The following is a 13,296-nucleotide window of genomic DNA, read 5'->3' on the forward strand; positions in this document are numbered from 1 at the left end:
CCGCGATCGTCGAGCAGTATCGCGGGATGACCGACCTATTCATTCTCTGCGTTGATCGCGATGGGCAGGTTGGCCGACGGAGTCGACTCGACAGCATCGAACGGCAGTTGGCCGGTCCGCCCGTATTCCTGGCCGAGAATGCTTGGGAGGAGTTGGAGACTTGGCTTCTGGCCGGCGTGCAGCTTCCAGCCGGTTGGCATTGGTCGCACGTCCGAGCCGAAGTACACGTCAAGGAGGCGTACTTCGAAAGGCTCGCACGGCGCCGGGGTCTGGAGGACCATCCGGGAGGAGGACGCAAGCCGCTCGGGGAGGAAGCGGCGCGGAGCGTGGAACGTATTCGGACAAAGTGCCAGGAGGACTTCGACGCGTTGGCCCGACGGATTGAGGACTGGCTGGCTCTACCAATAGGGACGTGACTGACATCCATCTTGGAGACCGCGACCTCGCCCTACTGCAAGGGGGGGCGGGGGAGGGCACGCAGCTGGCCATGTCGATCCTCGCGCGCATGGCCGATGTGGTCGGGGCGCGGGAACTGCTCGACATCACGGCGGCGCACATCGATTCGTCGCTCTACCAGGGGCCGGCGACCCTCGAGTTCGCGGAGCGCCTGGCGGACGGCGGCGCACGGGTGCGGGTGCCGACGACGCTCAACGTCTCCGGGGTCGACGAACACGGCTGGCGCGAGTGGGACGTGTCCGAATCCTGGGCCGAACCGGCGCGCCGCCAGATGGAGGCGTACGAGGCGATGGGCTGCGAGCCCACCTGGACGTGCGCGCCGTACCAGACACAGCCGCGTCCGGGGGTCGGGGAGCAGGTCGCGTGGGGCGAGTCGAGCGCGATCGTGTTCGCGAATTCGGTGCTGGGCGTGCGCACCGAGCGCTACCCGGACCTGCTGGACATCTGTTGCGCGGTCACGGGCCGGGCCCCGGCTGCGGGGCTGCACCTCACGGAGAATCGAGCGGGGCAGGTGCTCGTCGATCTCTCGGGCGTCCCGGGGCGGCTCGCCGAGGAGCCCGCGCTGTATCCGGTGCTGGGACACTGGATCGGGTTGCGCGTGGAGGGGCGGATCCCGGTGCTCGACGGACTTCGGGCCCGGCCGGGAGAGGACGACCTGAAGGCGCTGGGCGCCGCCATGGCGTCTTCGGGCGCCGTGGGCCTGTTCCACTGGGTCGGCCTCACGCCGGAAGCGGCGGACCTGGACGCGGCGTTTCAGGGCGGGGGACCGGCGACTCGGCTGCGTCCGGGGCCCGCGGCGCTGCGAGCGGCGCGGGATGAACTCGGCTCGGGGCTGTCCGACGCGGACGGGCTCGACCTCGTCGTGCTGGGGAGCCCGCACTTTTCCCTCTCGGAGTTCGCGACCCTCGCGCGGCTCGTCGATGGTCGACGACGCCACGCCGGAGTGCGGCTGTTGATCACGACCGGGCGAGCCGTCCGTGAACTGGCGGCGAAAGCGGGCTACCTCGACGCGATCGAAGCGTTCGGCGGGGAGCTGACTGTCGACACGTGCATCCTCACGACGCCGATGCTGCCGGACGGGATCCGGCGGCTCATGACCAACTCGGCCAAGTACGCCTGGTACACGCCGAGCCTGCTCGATCGCGCCGTCGCCTTCGGGAGCCTGGCGGACTGCGTGGATTCCGCCGTCGCCGGGCGCGTCACGCGGGACGACGGCGCATGGACCGCCGAACCGTGAGCGATCGACGGGCCGCATCGGGCTCCGGTCCGCTGACCGGCCGAGCGCTCGTCCCGGGCGCCGCGGAAGGCGCCGTGCTCTACTCCTCCGAGCCGCTCAGCTTCTGGGGGGGCTACGACGCCGAGACCGGGGAGATCATCGACCGGCGCCATCCGCTGGCCGGCCGAACCGGCGCCGGCCGCATCCTGGCCATTCCCGCGACCCGCGGGTCCAGTACCACGACCGCCGTGCTCCTCGAGGCCATCCGGCGCGGCACGGCCCCGGCGGCGTTTCTGACCCGCGGCCCCGACACCTTCCTCGCGCTCGCCGCCATAGTCGCCGCCCAGCTCTACGGCCGCGCCCCACCGGTCATCGCCCTATCCCCCGAGGACTACGAAACCCTGCGTCGGATCCCCCGCGCCCGCGTCGATGCCACGGGCGCGGTCAGACTCCTCCAAACTGCGGATCAGCGGCGGTAGTCGAGCGGCGGCGGGCGGTCGCCCAGCAGCGCCTCGTACGCGAAGTCCGTCCCGCGACGCTCCGTCAGTTCCTCCCACGCGGCCGCGATCACATCCGGCGACTGGAAGAGTTCGATTGTCGTCAGCGCCAGCGTCTTGGCCGCGACCATCATCCCCTTCGTGCCGATGTCCGTGCCGCCGGCCGCGACCGCCTGCCAGCTGTGCGCGGAGGTGCCCGGCACCCAGGTCGCCGTCGACAGGCCAGTCGTCGGCACGACCCAGCTGATGTCGCCCACGTCCGTCGAGCCGCCGCCCACGCCCTCGACCCCGAACTCCTCGATCTCCTCCTCGGAGCCCAGCGGCCGGGAGGAGCCGCCCTCGAACGTGGCTTGGATCTGCCGGGCGAAGGCGCGTTCCGCCTCGGTGTACTCGACGCCGCCGACCTTGCGCAGGTTCGCGTCCATCACCTGCCCCAGGGCGACGTTGGGCACGAGGTCGTACAGCCCGTGGATGACCTCGTACTCCATCTCCGTCCCGGTCCCGAGCGCCGCGCCCTCGGCCGCGCGCGCCACGCGCTCGAACAACTCGAGCACGGTGGGGGCGTTCGGGTGCCGCACGTAGTAGTAGACCTCGGCGAAGTCCGGCACGACGTTGGGCGCGAACCCACCGTGCGTGATCACGTAGTGGATGCGCGTCTCCTGCGGCACGTGCTCGCGCAGGAGGTTCACCATGTGGTTCATCGCCTCCACCCCGTCGAGCGCGCTCCGGCCCCGCTCCGGCGCCCCGGCGGCGTGCGCGGAGTAGCCGCTGAAGCGGAACTTCGCCGACTTGTTGGCCAGCGAGCGTCCCGCCCGGGCGCTGTTCTGCGAACCTGGGTGCCAGTGCAGCGCCACGTCCACATCATCGAACAGGCCGTCGCGCACCATGTACACCTTGCCCGCGCCGCCTTCCTCGGCCGGCGTGCCGTAGAGCCGGATCGTCCCTGCGTGGCCGGACTCGTCGAGCCATTCCTTGACCGCGATGGCCGCCGCCACCGATCCCGCGCCGAACAGGTGGTGGCCGCACGCGTGACCCGCGCCCCCCTCGATGATGGGCGCGCGTTCGGGCACCGCGTCCTGCGAGATCCCCGGCAACGCATCGTACTCCGCCAGAATCCCGATGATCGGTCCTCCCGAGCCGTAGCTCGCGACGAAGGCGGTGGGCATGCCCGCGACCCCGGATTCAACGGAGAACCCGGCCGCGTCGAGTTCGGCCTTCAGCAGCTCCGAACTCTGCTCCTCCTGGTAGCCGACCTCGGCCCACTCCCAGATCTGCCGCGCGACGCCTGCGTAGTGGTCCCGGCGCGCCTCGATCCCCGCGATCTGCGCGTCCTGAGCCGCCGCCACGAGGGGCAGCGGAAATACGGCCACGAAGGCGCCGGCGAGGAGCCGACGACGGCGGACGTTCCTGTTCACGACGGAACACTTGGCTGACATGGACATGCTTCTGGAACTCCTCGAAGGGGGACGGATAGAACGGTCTGGAGAAGCTGGCCCGCAGAAGCGCGTCTGGCTAGCCTTTGTCGCCGTTTCCTGTATCGATCACGGGGGGTTGGGGGTGGAGATAACGAAGTTTCCGGGGATCCTGTGCGTGCTGGCCGCGGCCCTCACGGCCGTTCCGGCGGAGTCCCTGCAGGAAGCACAGGAAGAAACGGACCCGAGTTGGGAGTACAACGCCGAGTTGAGCCTGCTTTTTACCTCGGGTAACTCGACCGTTCGCACCTTCGGGATCGGCGGGGGAGCCCGGCGTGAGTGGGCGGGCGGTGAGCTGTCCCTGCGCGCGGGCGGCCTTCGGACCGAGTCCGGCACGACCCGCCGCATCGCCGTCGGCACGGCGGACAACTTCGCGGTGAGGAGCGAGTCCGATCCCGAGCCGACGGCCGAGAACTACTTCGCGCGGGGCGAATTCGAGCGTTCGTTCTCGGACCGCGTCCACCTCACGACGGGCGCCGGCTGGGAGCGGAACACCTTCGCGGGGTACGAGAGCAAGCTCTCCCTGGTCGGCGGCATCGGAAACGTGTGGATCGACAACGAGAGGACCCGGCTCAAGAGCGACTACGGGTTGACCCTCACCGCCCAGAACGACGTCATCGAGGATCCCGACAAGAGCTCGACCTTCGGCGGAGTCCGCGTCTCCACCAGCTTTCGGCGCCAATTGACGGAGACGGCCAACCTCGAGAGCACGCTGACGCTGGACGAGAACCTCACGGATGCCGCGGACCTCCGCGCCGATCTTGCCAACTCCCTGGCGGTCGACATCAACAGCTCCCTGGCCGTGAAGACGGGCCTCCGCCTCGTGTGGGACAACGCGCCGGCCCTGACGCGGGCGCCGCTGGAAGATGGCGCAGGGGTCTCGACCGGCGAAATGGTCCTCGTTCCGCGCCACAAGCTGGACTCCACGCTGACGATCGCGCTCGTCGCCAACTTCTGACCCGCGAGCCGCCCGTCCCGCGCCCGGGACCGGGGCGCTCTAGTCCGGGACGGGAAGCTCCGCGAGCCCCTCGGTGACTTGCTGGCCGGCGGTCATGCCTCCGACGATGAAGGTTCGGTCGCCCGCCAGTGCGATGCCGCGGTGGTCCATCGTGGACGTGCCCGGCGCCTCGGCCGCGATCCAGCTCTCGGTCGCGACATCGAAGGCGAACGCACCCGCCCAGGGCTCGGCCGGCCGTCCGTCGTACCCGATCCCGTTGTAGTTGTAGGGATTAGCCGACCCGCCGGCGAAGAGGATGCGGGACCCGATGCCGGCGGCTGCGGCGCGGTAGAGTCCCGGTCCGGGATGGTCGGGGAGGCGCTCCCAGGCGATACGGGCGGGCTCGAGCGGGTCGATTCGCCCCAGCCACGATGAAGCTTCGAGGACGAAAGTTCGGGGATCCGCCTGCACACGCGCGCCATCGATGTACACGATCGCGTCTCCCGCGATGCCGCCCGCGTGTCCGAAGACGGGCGGACCCGGGATCGGCGTCGCCTGCTCCCAGGCGTTCCGCTCCGGATCGTAGATCTGGACGGCGGCCACGTTGTCCGAGTCGTGCCAGCCCGAGACGAGGAAGATCAGCGAGTCGCGCCACACGCCCGAGACGGCGTCGTCCACGGGTACGGGCATGGGAGCGGCTCGCCCCCACCGTCCCGTCTCCGGGTCGAGGATGTCGACCTGGGGGACGGACTGTTCCGCGCCGTCTTCCGCGACGGTGTAGCCGCCGAAGAGGAAGATCCTGCCGTCGAACGCCTGGGCGGTCGCGGCGAGGCGGCCGGGTCCGGGCGGAGGCTCGATAGCCTGCCACGCCGGGCTCCCGATGTCCCACCGGAAGGAGGCCGTCGTCACGCCCGACCAGAGCTTCGTCGAGTCGATCCCGAGGAAGGAGAAGACGGACCAGCCCGTGGATGTCTCGAGCGCCGCCACGGCGTTGTTGGCCACGGGCATCGGGAGCGGCGGCGGGGCATCCGGGCCGGAGTCCCCGCTGTTCCCGGGCGTCCCGCACCCGGTTCCCGCGAGCGCCGCCCCCAGGCTTAAGGCGCGAAGCCCGGCACGCACCGGGGTCGGCGCCCCGTGCAGCAGGACCGACCTCACGGCCTGCATGTCATCCGCACGTCAGAAGAACCCGAGCTGGTCCGGGGGCGTGTCGCCGGCAGCGGGGCGCTCTCGCCAGCCCGCTGCCTCCCGGATCGGGGCGCTCCGCGGCTTCGCGCAGGCCGCATCGTCCGCGGCCACGCCGTTGACCCGGCGGCTGACCGCGAACACCTCCAGCGTCTCCGCGTCGAACGGCTGCAGCGGCTCCATGGTGCGCTCCGAGATGTCGAGATCGAGCCACATCTGCGCGCCCTCGCCCTCGAGGATGACCGGCATGCGGCCGTGCAGCGGTTCGAGCAACTCGTTCGCGTCCGTCGTGACGATCGTGCAGGAGGGGACCGGGCCGTTCGGCCCCCGCCACACGTCGCACAGGCCCGCGAGCGCCATCGGCCCCCGATCCCGCCGCCGGATGAAGTAGGGCTGCTTCAGACCGCTCTCCTTTCGCCACTCGTAGAAGCCGTCGGCGAGGATCGCGCAGCGCCGGTCGATGACGAGGTCGCGAAACGCCCGGCGGGTCTCCAACGACTCGGAGCGGGCGTTGATCATGAGCGGGAGCGAAGCGGGGTCCTCCGCCCAGTGCGGGATCAGCCCCCAGCGCAGCGAGACGAGTTCGCGCCCCGCCTCGCCTCGCCGCAGCGCGATGACTTCGTCGGTGGGCGCCACGTTGAACCGCGCCCCCCGGTCGCCGAGTCGCGACGGGTCGGCCTCGAAGAGTTCGGCCAGGTCCGGCACCGGGGTCTGAAGGCTGAATCGTCCGCACATGCCGCCAAGGTAACGTGCGGCACGGCCGGCGGCCCCGTTGCGGGTCCCGGCGCGCGCGCCGACAATCCTCCGGCCCGGTGACCGAGCCGGGCCTTGTTCCCCGAACCGCAAACCAGCCACTCGAAGGGCATAGATCAGATGAAGATCGCACTCGTTCAGCAGTCTGCCGGACCCGATCGCACCCGGAACCTCGAGCGGGCGCTCGACGCGATGGGGCGCGCCGCGTCGGAGGGCGCCGATCTCGTCGCGTTCCCCGAACTCGCGATCGACCGCTTCTTTCCGCAGCGGCCGGACGACCCCGGCGCCGCGGAGATCGCGGAGCCGATCCCCGGTCCCACCTGCGACCGAATCGCCGCCCGCGCCGGCGAACTCGGACTCGTGACCGTGTTCAACCAGTACGAACTCGGGCCCGACGGGCGATGCTACGACAGCACGCCCGTCTTCGACGCGGACGGCTCGCCGCTCGGCGTGACGCGCATGATGCACATCACCGAGTACGCGTGCTTCCACGAACAGCACTACTACGCGAAGGGCGACACGGACGCGCTCGTCTACGACACCGCCGTGGGACGCGTGGGCGTCGCGATCTGCTACGACCGCCACTATCCGGAGTACATGCGGCGGCTGGGAGAACAGGGGGCGCAACTCGTCGTCATCCCGCAGGCCGGGGCGGTCGGAGAGTGGCCCGAAGGGCTATTCGAGGCCGAGTTGCGCGTGGCGGCCTTCCAGAACGGCTACTTCGCCGCGCTGGCCAACCGGGTCGGCGCGGAGCCCCGCCTCACGTTTGCCGGAGAGTCCTTCGTCGTCGATCCCGAGGGCGTCGTCCTTGCACGGGCGCCGGAAGGGGAAGAGACGATTCTCTACGCCGACGTAGACCTCTCGCGGTGCGCGGCCTCCACCGCGCGGCGGCTGTTCTGGCGCGACCGGCGCCCGGACGTGTATGCACGGTGGCCCGAGCGCCTCGCCACGGCGTCGGCCGTGCCCGGCCGCTGACTCCGGCCGTCCGCCGCCGGCTCCCGCTCGTGGAACTCCTCATCGTCGTGGTCGTCCTCGTCGGCCTCCTGGCCGTCGTTCGGCTCTTCATGCCCCGGATCGTCCCCTTCTTCGTCTTCTATCCGGAAACGCTGGAACCGCACGAGACCGACCCGAGATATTGGGGGTTCCCCCAGGCCACGGAAGTGCGGATTCCCACCGAGGACGGGCTCGAACTGCACGCCTGGTGGTTTCCCGCGAACCCGCCGGAGTCCAGGCTCGGGACGGCGATCTACTTCCATGGAAACGCCGGCCACCTGGGAGATCGCGGAGCGGTGGCGGCGGCGCTCTCCAACCTCGGACTCGACATCCTCCTGCCCGACTATCGAGGCTACGGAGCGAGCGAGGGGAAGCCCTCCGAGGAAGGTCTCTACGCGGACGCGAGAGCCGCATACCGCTGGCTGGTGGACGGGCAGGGCGTCGATCCGGAGCGGCTCCTTCCCCTGGGGAACTCTCTCGGAAGCTCCGTGGCGGCGGAAATGGCCGTGAGTCGGCCCGTAGCCGGCGTCGTCCTCCTCGGGCCGTTCACCGATACCGCGGCCATCGCCCGGCACCGCCTGTCGTGGCTCCCCGACTGGTACCTGGACTGGCTGCACAACCGCTTCGACACACTGGAGCGCGCGCCCCGCATCGAGGTGCCGACGTTCGTCGCGGCGGGCGAGGAGGATGAAGTGATTCCGCCCGGTCAGAGCCGGGAGGTGTTCGAGGCGCTACGGGGACCGCGCCGCTGGCTCGAGATCCCGGGGGCGGGGCACAACGACATATTCTCGCACGAACTTCTTTGGCGGGAACTCCACCGCTTCACCCGCGATGTACTGGCTGGAGGCGCCGCAGACCTCGCCCCGGGGGGTCAGCGGGACTGAAGGGCCGCGGGTCTATCGAGGTCGGAGGATCGTGGCCCCGGCCGTCTCGCTCGCCCGGAGAAGCCGACGGTCGAGCGAGGCCAGCGGCAGCGAGCGCCTCAGGGAGGTCTCGAGGTAGGCGGCGTCGTAGGCGGAGAGTCCGTGCCTCGCCGCCAGGTCAAGGATCGCTCCGTCGCCGTGATCATCGTCGACCAGTATCCGCATTCCCTTGAGGTCCGCGAGCGTGGCCGAGGCATCAGCCTCGTTCAGGCGTCCCCTGCGTCGATTGACCGCGAGGCCGTTCAGGATGTCGTACCACCAGATCCGAGGAACGACGGCAAAGTGTTCCAGCGTCAGGCGCATCGCCGACTCCGCCAACGGATCATCCTCATCCGCAAGACACCAGGAAAGCGCGACCGATGCATCGATCACAAGCGACATCAATACCTGTGCCCCTCGTGGATCGTTTCGATGAGTTCGGCGATGGGTACGCGGTGCGGTAAGCGCTTCCGGCGCTCGCGAATGCGGCGGGCCGCCGCGTGGGCGCGAGCGCGATCGTCCTCGTCTACGGGAACCAGCCGGGCGACCGGGCGGCCGTGGCGGGTGATCGTGAGGCTCTCCCCGGCCGCGACGCGGTCCAGCAGCCGCGGAAGGTGGGTCTTCGCTTCATACGCCCCGACGCTGTCCATCACACCTCTTCCGGTTAGACCAGACGATACGACCAGTCTAATCTCGTCAGTTCGGTGACGAAAGGAGCCACGCGGCTGCGGCGGCCAGATCGGGTGCGACATGGACAGGGTCAGCGTTGTGCGGTAGGGACTCGCCCTTTCGGTTGACCCATAGCACGGGGACGCCGAGCGAGGTCGCGGGCACGACATCGTGGAAGAGGCTCTGCGCTACGTGCAGCCAGCGGTCGAAGTGGGCCGCCCACGCCCGGCCCCGCGCAAAGTGCGGTGCGGCCGGCTTGTAGCTGCGCAGCCTCTGGGCCGTGCCGAGGAAGCCGAACTCGACCTCGAAGTGCTTCAGGGTGCCGACGAGCAGGTCGTCGTCGATGTTCGAGAGAATGCCCAGCGTGACCCCCGCCTCCGCGAGGCGTGAGAGCGCCTGATTCGTGTCCGGGAACGGCTGCCAGGAGGGGATGCTGGCGGGGACGCCGGCCGCAGTTTCCTCCGACGTATTCCATCCGTTCGTGCGCGCGACTTCCACCGAGGTCTCGGTGAGCAACTGCCGGTAGGGACGGTACTCGCTCGTCTTCAGACGGTTCTGGGCCGCGTGGAATTCGCCCAGCAGGCCCTCATCCTCGACCGCCGACGCTTCCGGATACGCGCTCCGGAGCGCCGCGAGAATTCCGCCCTCCCAGTCGATCAACGTGCCGTAACAGTCGAACGTGAGAAGGGTGCCCCGGCCCGCCGTCCCCTCGAAACTGTGCATGTTCTCCCTCGAGGCTGCTACGTTCCACCCATGTCGGACGGCGAGATCTTATCGGACGTGGCGCGGGACAGCCACCACAGACCGAGGGTCGCCAACCCGTTCGCGGGCGGCGGCCTCGACCGCGCGACGCACCTTCGCGCCGATCCCCGGTGGATCTCGGAGCGGGTGTCCGATCCCTCCTCACGCATCGTCCCCGTGTGGCGCTCACGCAGCCTCGTTGCCGAAACGACGCGGGGGCTCGCGCAAGCGGACGGCATGGCCTACGAGCCGGTATTCCTTCCGCCCGCAGCCGTGGCCCCCCTATCGGAGCCGCCGGAGGAATGGATCTTCCTCGGACTCGAAGGTGGAGGGAAGGACGGCCGCGCACTGTTCGCCGCGGACATGTCCGGAAGAAGCGGGGAAGAGGAGCCGCCGTCAGATGGCTCGCTCGATGGGGCGGGAGAGTTCCTCGATCTCCGCGGGGTGGGGGCCATGCTGGGGCAGCCCGAGGGATCCCTCCTGGCATATGCCCGCGCGCTCCTCACATGGAGTCGCGGGCACCGCTTCTGCGGCAGGTGCGGATCCCCGACCCGGCCGGGCCAGGGAGGCCACGTGCGGCGGTGTTCGAGTGACCCTTGCGGGACCGAGAATTTCCCCCGCACCGACCCGGCCATCATCGTCCTCGTGACCGATGGCGACCGCTGTCTACTGGGTCGGAAGGACATCTGGCCGGAGGGTGTCTACTCCACGCTGGCCGGTTTCGTGGAACCGGGCGAGAGTCTCTCCGAAGCGGTCGTCCGCGAGGTTCGCGAGGAGTCGGGGATCGAGGTAGGCTCCATCCGCTACCGTTCGTCGCAGCCCTGGCCCTTCCCGGCATCGCTCATGCTCGGATTCCGGGCCGAACGCGTGGGCGGCGAACTGACCGTCGCGCGGCAGGAACTTGTCGATGCGCGCTGGTTCGAGCGCGCCGACTTCGTCCGCCGCCGCGAGATCGGCCTCCGGCTCCCGGGTCGCGTCTCGATCTCGCGCCGCCTGATCGAGGAATGGCTCGCCGGATAGCGTTGTTCAGGGCCCTCCGTCCGAGTTGGTATCTGTGCTGCCCGCGCCCGCGGCCAGCGCGACGACCTCGATGGCAGCTTCACGCATCGTAACCGCGAGCGTCCGTCCGTCGGGGCTCACGCTCGGCTGGAGTGTGCCGCGCACGCCGGTCGTCACCTGTTCCGTCGCGCCGGTGGCGATGTCCACCCGCCACACCTGGAAGGGCCCGAAGCCGTCGTTACGCGAGTAGAAGAGCGACGCGCCGTCGGCGCTCCACTCGGGCGCGCTGTACGGTTCGCCATTGGCAAAGGAGACAACGGCCGTGGGGGTTCCTCCCGCGGCCGCCACGGTGTAGACGGTGACGCGTCCGTCCTCGAGCGAGCGTCCGTAGAAAGCCATCCGCTCGCCGTCCGGCGAAAAACGGGCTCCCATGGCGGAGCCCCGGAACCCGTCGAGCGGGACTCGGACAGGGTCGGCGACCGGAAGCCCTGTAGCGGGATCCACGGCGACCGAGTACACGGAGCCGGGATTTTCCTCGAGAGGCGGGCCGTAACTGCTGAAGGCGAGCGCCCGCCCGTCCGGGCTCCAATCCGGCTCGCCGGTATCCGCGCCCGGTCCGAACCGCGTAAGTCGTGTGGGTCGCTCACTCCCGCCGACCGGGACGAGCCATATGTCGTCGCTCTGCTCCAGGTGTCCGTGGAAGGCGAGCCACCGGCCATCGGGCGACCACGCGGCTCCGTAGTCTTCGTCCGCCTCCGAGAGGAGCGCTCGGGCTGCGCCGGTCGGCCCCCCCTCCGCGTCGAGGTCAAGGACGCCCAGGTCGAAGTCGACGGCCATGCGGACGCGCCGCCAGGAGGTCGTGATGAAGCCCAGCGCCCCGCCGCCGGGGTGCCAGGAAGGCAGAAAAGCGCTCGTGGAACCTGCCGGTATCACATCGGCGGGTTCGCCTCCGGTCACCGGCACGAGACCCACCGTGGTGCGCGTATGGTATACGCTGAGAGCGACGCGACCATCGGCGAGCGGCGTGACCGCGAGCACGTCGCGGCCGGCCCGCTCCAGCCGTTCGGCCGGGCCTCCGTCCAGTGGCACGCGCCAGCCGACCATGAGCGAGTCGTGGATCCCCGCAGCCGCGAGATGGAGCGCTCTTCCCGCGGGGGACCAATCCACACGGCGGTCCCATCCGAGCTGGAGGTCGGCGGCGAGCGTGCGCGTCTCGCCCGTCGCGATCTCCGTCACGGCCAGCGCCGCGCGTCCGTCCGCGACGCGAAGGTATGCGACTGCGCGCCCGTCGGGAGATCGAACAGGCGCGACCCATCCCCCGGCGCGGTCGACGACCACGGATGTCGAACGGCCGGGTCCCGGCGCATACGCGACCCACGCGGTATCGGCACCCGCGTATCGAAGCGCGGTCACGGTCCCGTCGGGCAGCAGTCGCGGATAGTCGATGCGTGCGTCCCCGGGGTCCACGATGCGCGACTCCCGGCCGGTGGTCGGGTCCAGGGTCCAGACTCCGTGACGATCGGCCTGGCGGTCGATGTAAACGACGCGCGAACCGTCGGGCGACCAGGTCACCCGCGACCGTCCCCCTTGCGTCCTCGTCACCACGCGGTCGCCGGTCGCTACGTCGTAGACCGTCAGCGATCTCCTGTCCGCGGCATAGTCGGTGAATGCGACTCGATCGCCGGCAGGCGACGGAATGCCCGGGTAGGCGTCGTAGATGTCTGTGTGAACGTGTCGTGCGAGCACGACCTCCGAGGCCTCCTCGACGTTGCTTCCGCACGCCGCCGCCGTGAGGAGCGGCACAGCTACGAGGCCGCGGCACACAGCCTGCAGCGGCCCACTGAGGGTGAAGCTCATCTGATCTCCTTCCGGTCATGTGATCGCACATGCACCAGATGTGCGCGGCCTGAGCGCGCGCGGTGTGACAGGGGCGGTGGAGTGCAATGCGCACCCGCACCGATGACATACCTGTCGGGGGGAGAGGTCAGATCCGGGGTGGAGCCCGGGGAAGCGCCGGCGACGCGGGTGCGTCGGGCAGATCGACGGCGGATGCCGGAGATGTCGAGGCCGCAAGGGTCGAAGAGTGAGGTGACCACGACGTGGCGCTGGCGAGCATGGCCGGAACAGACCCGAGTCCGAGGAGGGGGCAGTCCGCCCCAGGTCTCTCGTGCTCGCACTCGCCGTCGGCGCGGTGAAGCTCTGCGACCGTGACTGCGTGGTGGTCGTGGAGAACGTCCATCATGGGCAGGATGCCCACCAGGAGGAGGTGCACCAGCAGCAGCCATCCGCCACGCCGTCGGCTCGACGGAGGTCTCATCATCGTCTCATCATCGTCTTCACCAGGCGAGGACGATATTCGTCGTGAAGCGCGACCGTCAACGGAGCCGAGGAATTCGCGGTGGCCAACTTCCACCAACTCACGCCGGTCCTCGGATCCGCGTGTGAAACGCACCCCATCGCCGACGACGTATACTGACTG

General features: G+C 69.8%; 14 protein-coding genes. 7 read left to right on the forward strand and 7 right to left on the reverse strand.

The genetic code is table 11. The features are described from left to right. Window positions 1–26 precede the first annotated feature (26 nt). The 3 genes from ACOGXI_RS01915 to ACOGXI_RS01925 are packed head-to-tail and all read left to right on the forward strand — an operon-like array spanning window position 27 to window position 2,151. Window positions 27–416: a hypothetical protein gene (locus tag ACOGXI_RS01915; protein WP_419937218.1), complete on the forward strand. Its 390-nt coding sequence runs from the start codon at window positions 27–29 to the stop codon at window positions 414–416. Further along, window positions 413–1,693 (forward strand): aconitase X, encoded by a 1,281-nt coding sequence (locus ACOGXI_RS01920; RefSeq protein WP_419937219.1) that lies wholly within the window; start codon window positions 413–415, stop codon window positions 1,691–1,693. Before ACOGXI_RS01915 ends, ACOGXI_RS01920 begins: the two co-directional genes overlap by 4 nt. Further along, window positions 1,690–2,151 (forward strand): aconitase X swivel domain-containing protein, encoded by a 462-nt coding sequence (locus tag ACOGXI_RS01925; protein ID WP_419937220.1) that lies wholly within the window; start codon window positions 1,690–1,692, stop codon window positions 2,149–2,151. The genes ACOGXI_RS01920 and ACOGXI_RS01925 overlap by 4 nt, the downstream gene beginning before the upstream one ends. On the opposite strand, the gene ACOGXI_RS01930 is transcribed toward ACOGXI_RS01925, so the two are convergent. Further along, window positions 2,139–3,605, reverse strand: a complete 1,467-nt coding sequence (locus ACOGXI_RS01930; protein WP_419940135.1) for an amidohydrolase — start codon at window positions 3,603–3,605, stop codon at window positions 2,139–2,141. The two genes, ACOGXI_RS01925 and ACOGXI_RS01930, sit on opposite strands and share 13 nt — an antisense overlap. A 121-nt stretch (window positions 3,606–3,726) precedes the next feature. On the opposite strand from ACOGXI_RS01930, the gene ACOGXI_RS01935 reads away from it, so the two are divergent. After that, complete coding sequence (locus ACOGXI_RS01935) at window positions 3,727–4,599, forward strand: DUF481 domain-containing protein (protein ID WP_419937221.1); 873 nt, start codon at window positions 3,727–3,729, stop codon at window positions 4,597–4,599. A gap of 39 nt (window positions 4,600–4,638) precedes the next feature. On the opposite strand, the gene ACOGXI_RS01940 is transcribed toward ACOGXI_RS01935, so the two are convergent. Next, complete coding sequence (locus ACOGXI_RS01940; protein WP_419937222.1) at window positions 4,639–5,742, reverse strand: Kelch repeat-containing protein; 1,104 nt, start codon at window positions 5,740–5,742, stop codon at window positions 4,639–4,641. Window positions 5,743–5,754: 12 nt separating this feature from the next. Further along, window positions 5,755–6,495 carry an SOS response-associated peptidase gene (locus tag ACOGXI_RS01945; RefSeq protein WP_419937223.1) on the reverse strand — a complete coding sequence of 247 codons (741 nt, stop codon included), beginning with the start codon at window positions 6,493–6,495 and terminating at the stop codon, window positions 5,755–5,757. A 138-nt stretch (window positions 6,496–6,633) separates the two neighbouring features. Here ACOGXI_RS01945 and ACOGXI_RS01950 point away from each other — a divergent pair, with 138 nt between their 5' ends. Together ACOGXI_RS01950 and ACOGXI_RS01955 are read left to right on the forward strand one after the other, a co-directional pair. After that, window positions 6,634–7,488, forward strand: a complete 855-nt coding sequence (locus ACOGXI_RS01950; RefSeq protein WP_419937224.1) for a carbon-nitrogen hydrolase family protein — start codon at window positions 6,634–6,636, stop codon at window positions 7,486–7,488. Continuing rightward, window positions 7,443–8,390, forward strand: coding sequence for an alpha/beta hydrolase (locus ACOGXI_RS01955; protein WP_419937225.1), 948 nt, complete (start codon window positions 7,443–7,445; stop codon window positions 8,388–8,390). Before ACOGXI_RS01950 ends, ACOGXI_RS01955 begins: the two co-directional genes overlap by 46 nt. Window positions 8,391–8,402: 12 nt before the next feature. On the opposite strand, the gene ACOGXI_RS01960 is transcribed toward ACOGXI_RS01955, so the two are convergent. From ACOGXI_RS01960 to ACOGXI_RS01970, 3 genes are read right to left on the reverse strand one after another with little or no spacing between them, the layout of a single operon-like run. After that, window positions 8,403–8,810 carry a type II toxin-antitoxin system VapC family toxin gene (locus ACOGXI_RS01960; RefSeq protein WP_419937226.1) on the reverse strand — a complete coding sequence of 136 codons (408 nt, stop codon included), beginning with the start codon at window positions 8,808–8,810 and terminating at the stop codon, window positions 8,403–8,405. Beyond that, on the reverse strand, window positions 8,810–9,058 hold the full coding sequence (locus ACOGXI_RS01965) for a type II toxin-antitoxin system Phd/YefM family antitoxin (protein ID WP_419940136.1): 249 nt from the start codon (window positions 9,056–9,058) through the stop codon (window positions 8,810–8,812). The genes ACOGXI_RS01960 and ACOGXI_RS01965 overlap by 1 nt, the downstream gene beginning before the upstream one ends. A 46-nt stretch (window positions 9,059–9,104) precedes the next feature. After that, window positions 9,105–9,800, reverse strand: a complete 696-nt coding sequence (locus ACOGXI_RS01970; RefSeq protein ID WP_419937227.1) for an HAD family hydrolase — start codon at window positions 9,798–9,800, stop codon at window positions 9,105–9,107. Window positions 9,801–9,857: 57 nt separating this feature from the next. Here ACOGXI_RS01970 and nudC point away from each other — a divergent pair, with 57 nt between their 5' ends. Further along, window positions 9,858–10,838: an NAD(+) diphosphatase gene (gene nudC / locus ACOGXI_RS01975; protein WP_419937228.1), complete on the forward strand. Its 981-nt coding sequence runs from the start codon at window positions 9,858–9,860 to the stop codon at window positions 10,836–10,838. A 6-nt stretch (window positions 10,839–10,844) separates the two neighbouring features. On the opposite strand, the gene ACOGXI_RS01980 is transcribed toward nudC, so the two are convergent. After that, window positions 10,845–12,674 (reverse strand): TolB family protein, encoded by a 1,830-nt coding sequence (locus ACOGXI_RS01980; RefSeq protein ID WP_419937229.1) that lies wholly within the window; start codon window positions 12,672–12,674, stop codon window positions 10,845–10,847. Window positions 12,675–13,296: the final 622 nt, after the last annotated feature.

The organism is Candidatus Palauibacter sp. (genome assembly GCF_965208055.1).
Taxonomy (GTDB): domain Bacteria; phylum Gemmatimonadota; class Gemmatimonadetes; order Palauibacterales; family Palauibacteraceae; genus Palauibacter.

Excerpts from the sequence above, each read along its gene's own strand:
- ACOGXI_RS01915 (WP_419937218.1), top strand. The coding sequence starts at position 27 with ATGACCGACCTATTCATTCTCTGCGTTGATCGCGATGGGCAGGTTGGC.
- ACOGXI_RS01930 (WP_419940135.1), bottom strand. The coding sequence starts at position 3,605 with ATGTCAGCCAAGTGTTCCGTCGTGAACAGGAACGTCCGCCGTCGTCGG.
- ACOGXI_RS01940 (WP_419937222.1), bottom strand. The coding sequence starts at position 5,742 with ATGCAGGCCGTGAGGTCGGTCCTGCTGCACGGGGCGCCGACCCCGGTG.
- ACOGXI_RS01945 (WP_419937223.1), bottom strand. The coding sequence starts at position 6,495 with ATGTGCGGACGATTCAGCCTTCAGACCCCGGTGCCGGACCTGGCCGAA.
- ACOGXI_RS01950 (WP_419937224.1), top strand. The coding sequence starts at position 6,634 with ATGAAGATCGCACTCGTTCAGCAGTCTGCCGGACCCGATCGCACCCGG.
- ACOGXI_RS01960 (WP_419937226.1), bottom strand. The coding sequence starts at position 8,810 with ATGTCGCTTGTGATCGATGCATCGGTCGCGCTTTCCTGGTGTCTTGCG.
- ACOGXI_RS01965 (WP_419940136.1), bottom strand. The coding sequence starts at position 9,058 with ATGGACAGCGTCGGGGCGTATGAAGCGAAGACCCACCTTCCGCGGCTG.
- ACOGXI_RS01970 (WP_419937227.1), bottom strand. The coding sequence starts at position 9,800 with ATGCACAGTTTCGAGGGGACGGCGGGCCGGGGCACCCTTCTCACGTTC.
- ACOGXI_RS01980 (WP_419937229.1), bottom strand. The coding sequence starts at position 12,674 with ATGAGCTTCACCCTCAGTGGGCCGCTGCAGGCTGTGTGCCGCGGCCTC.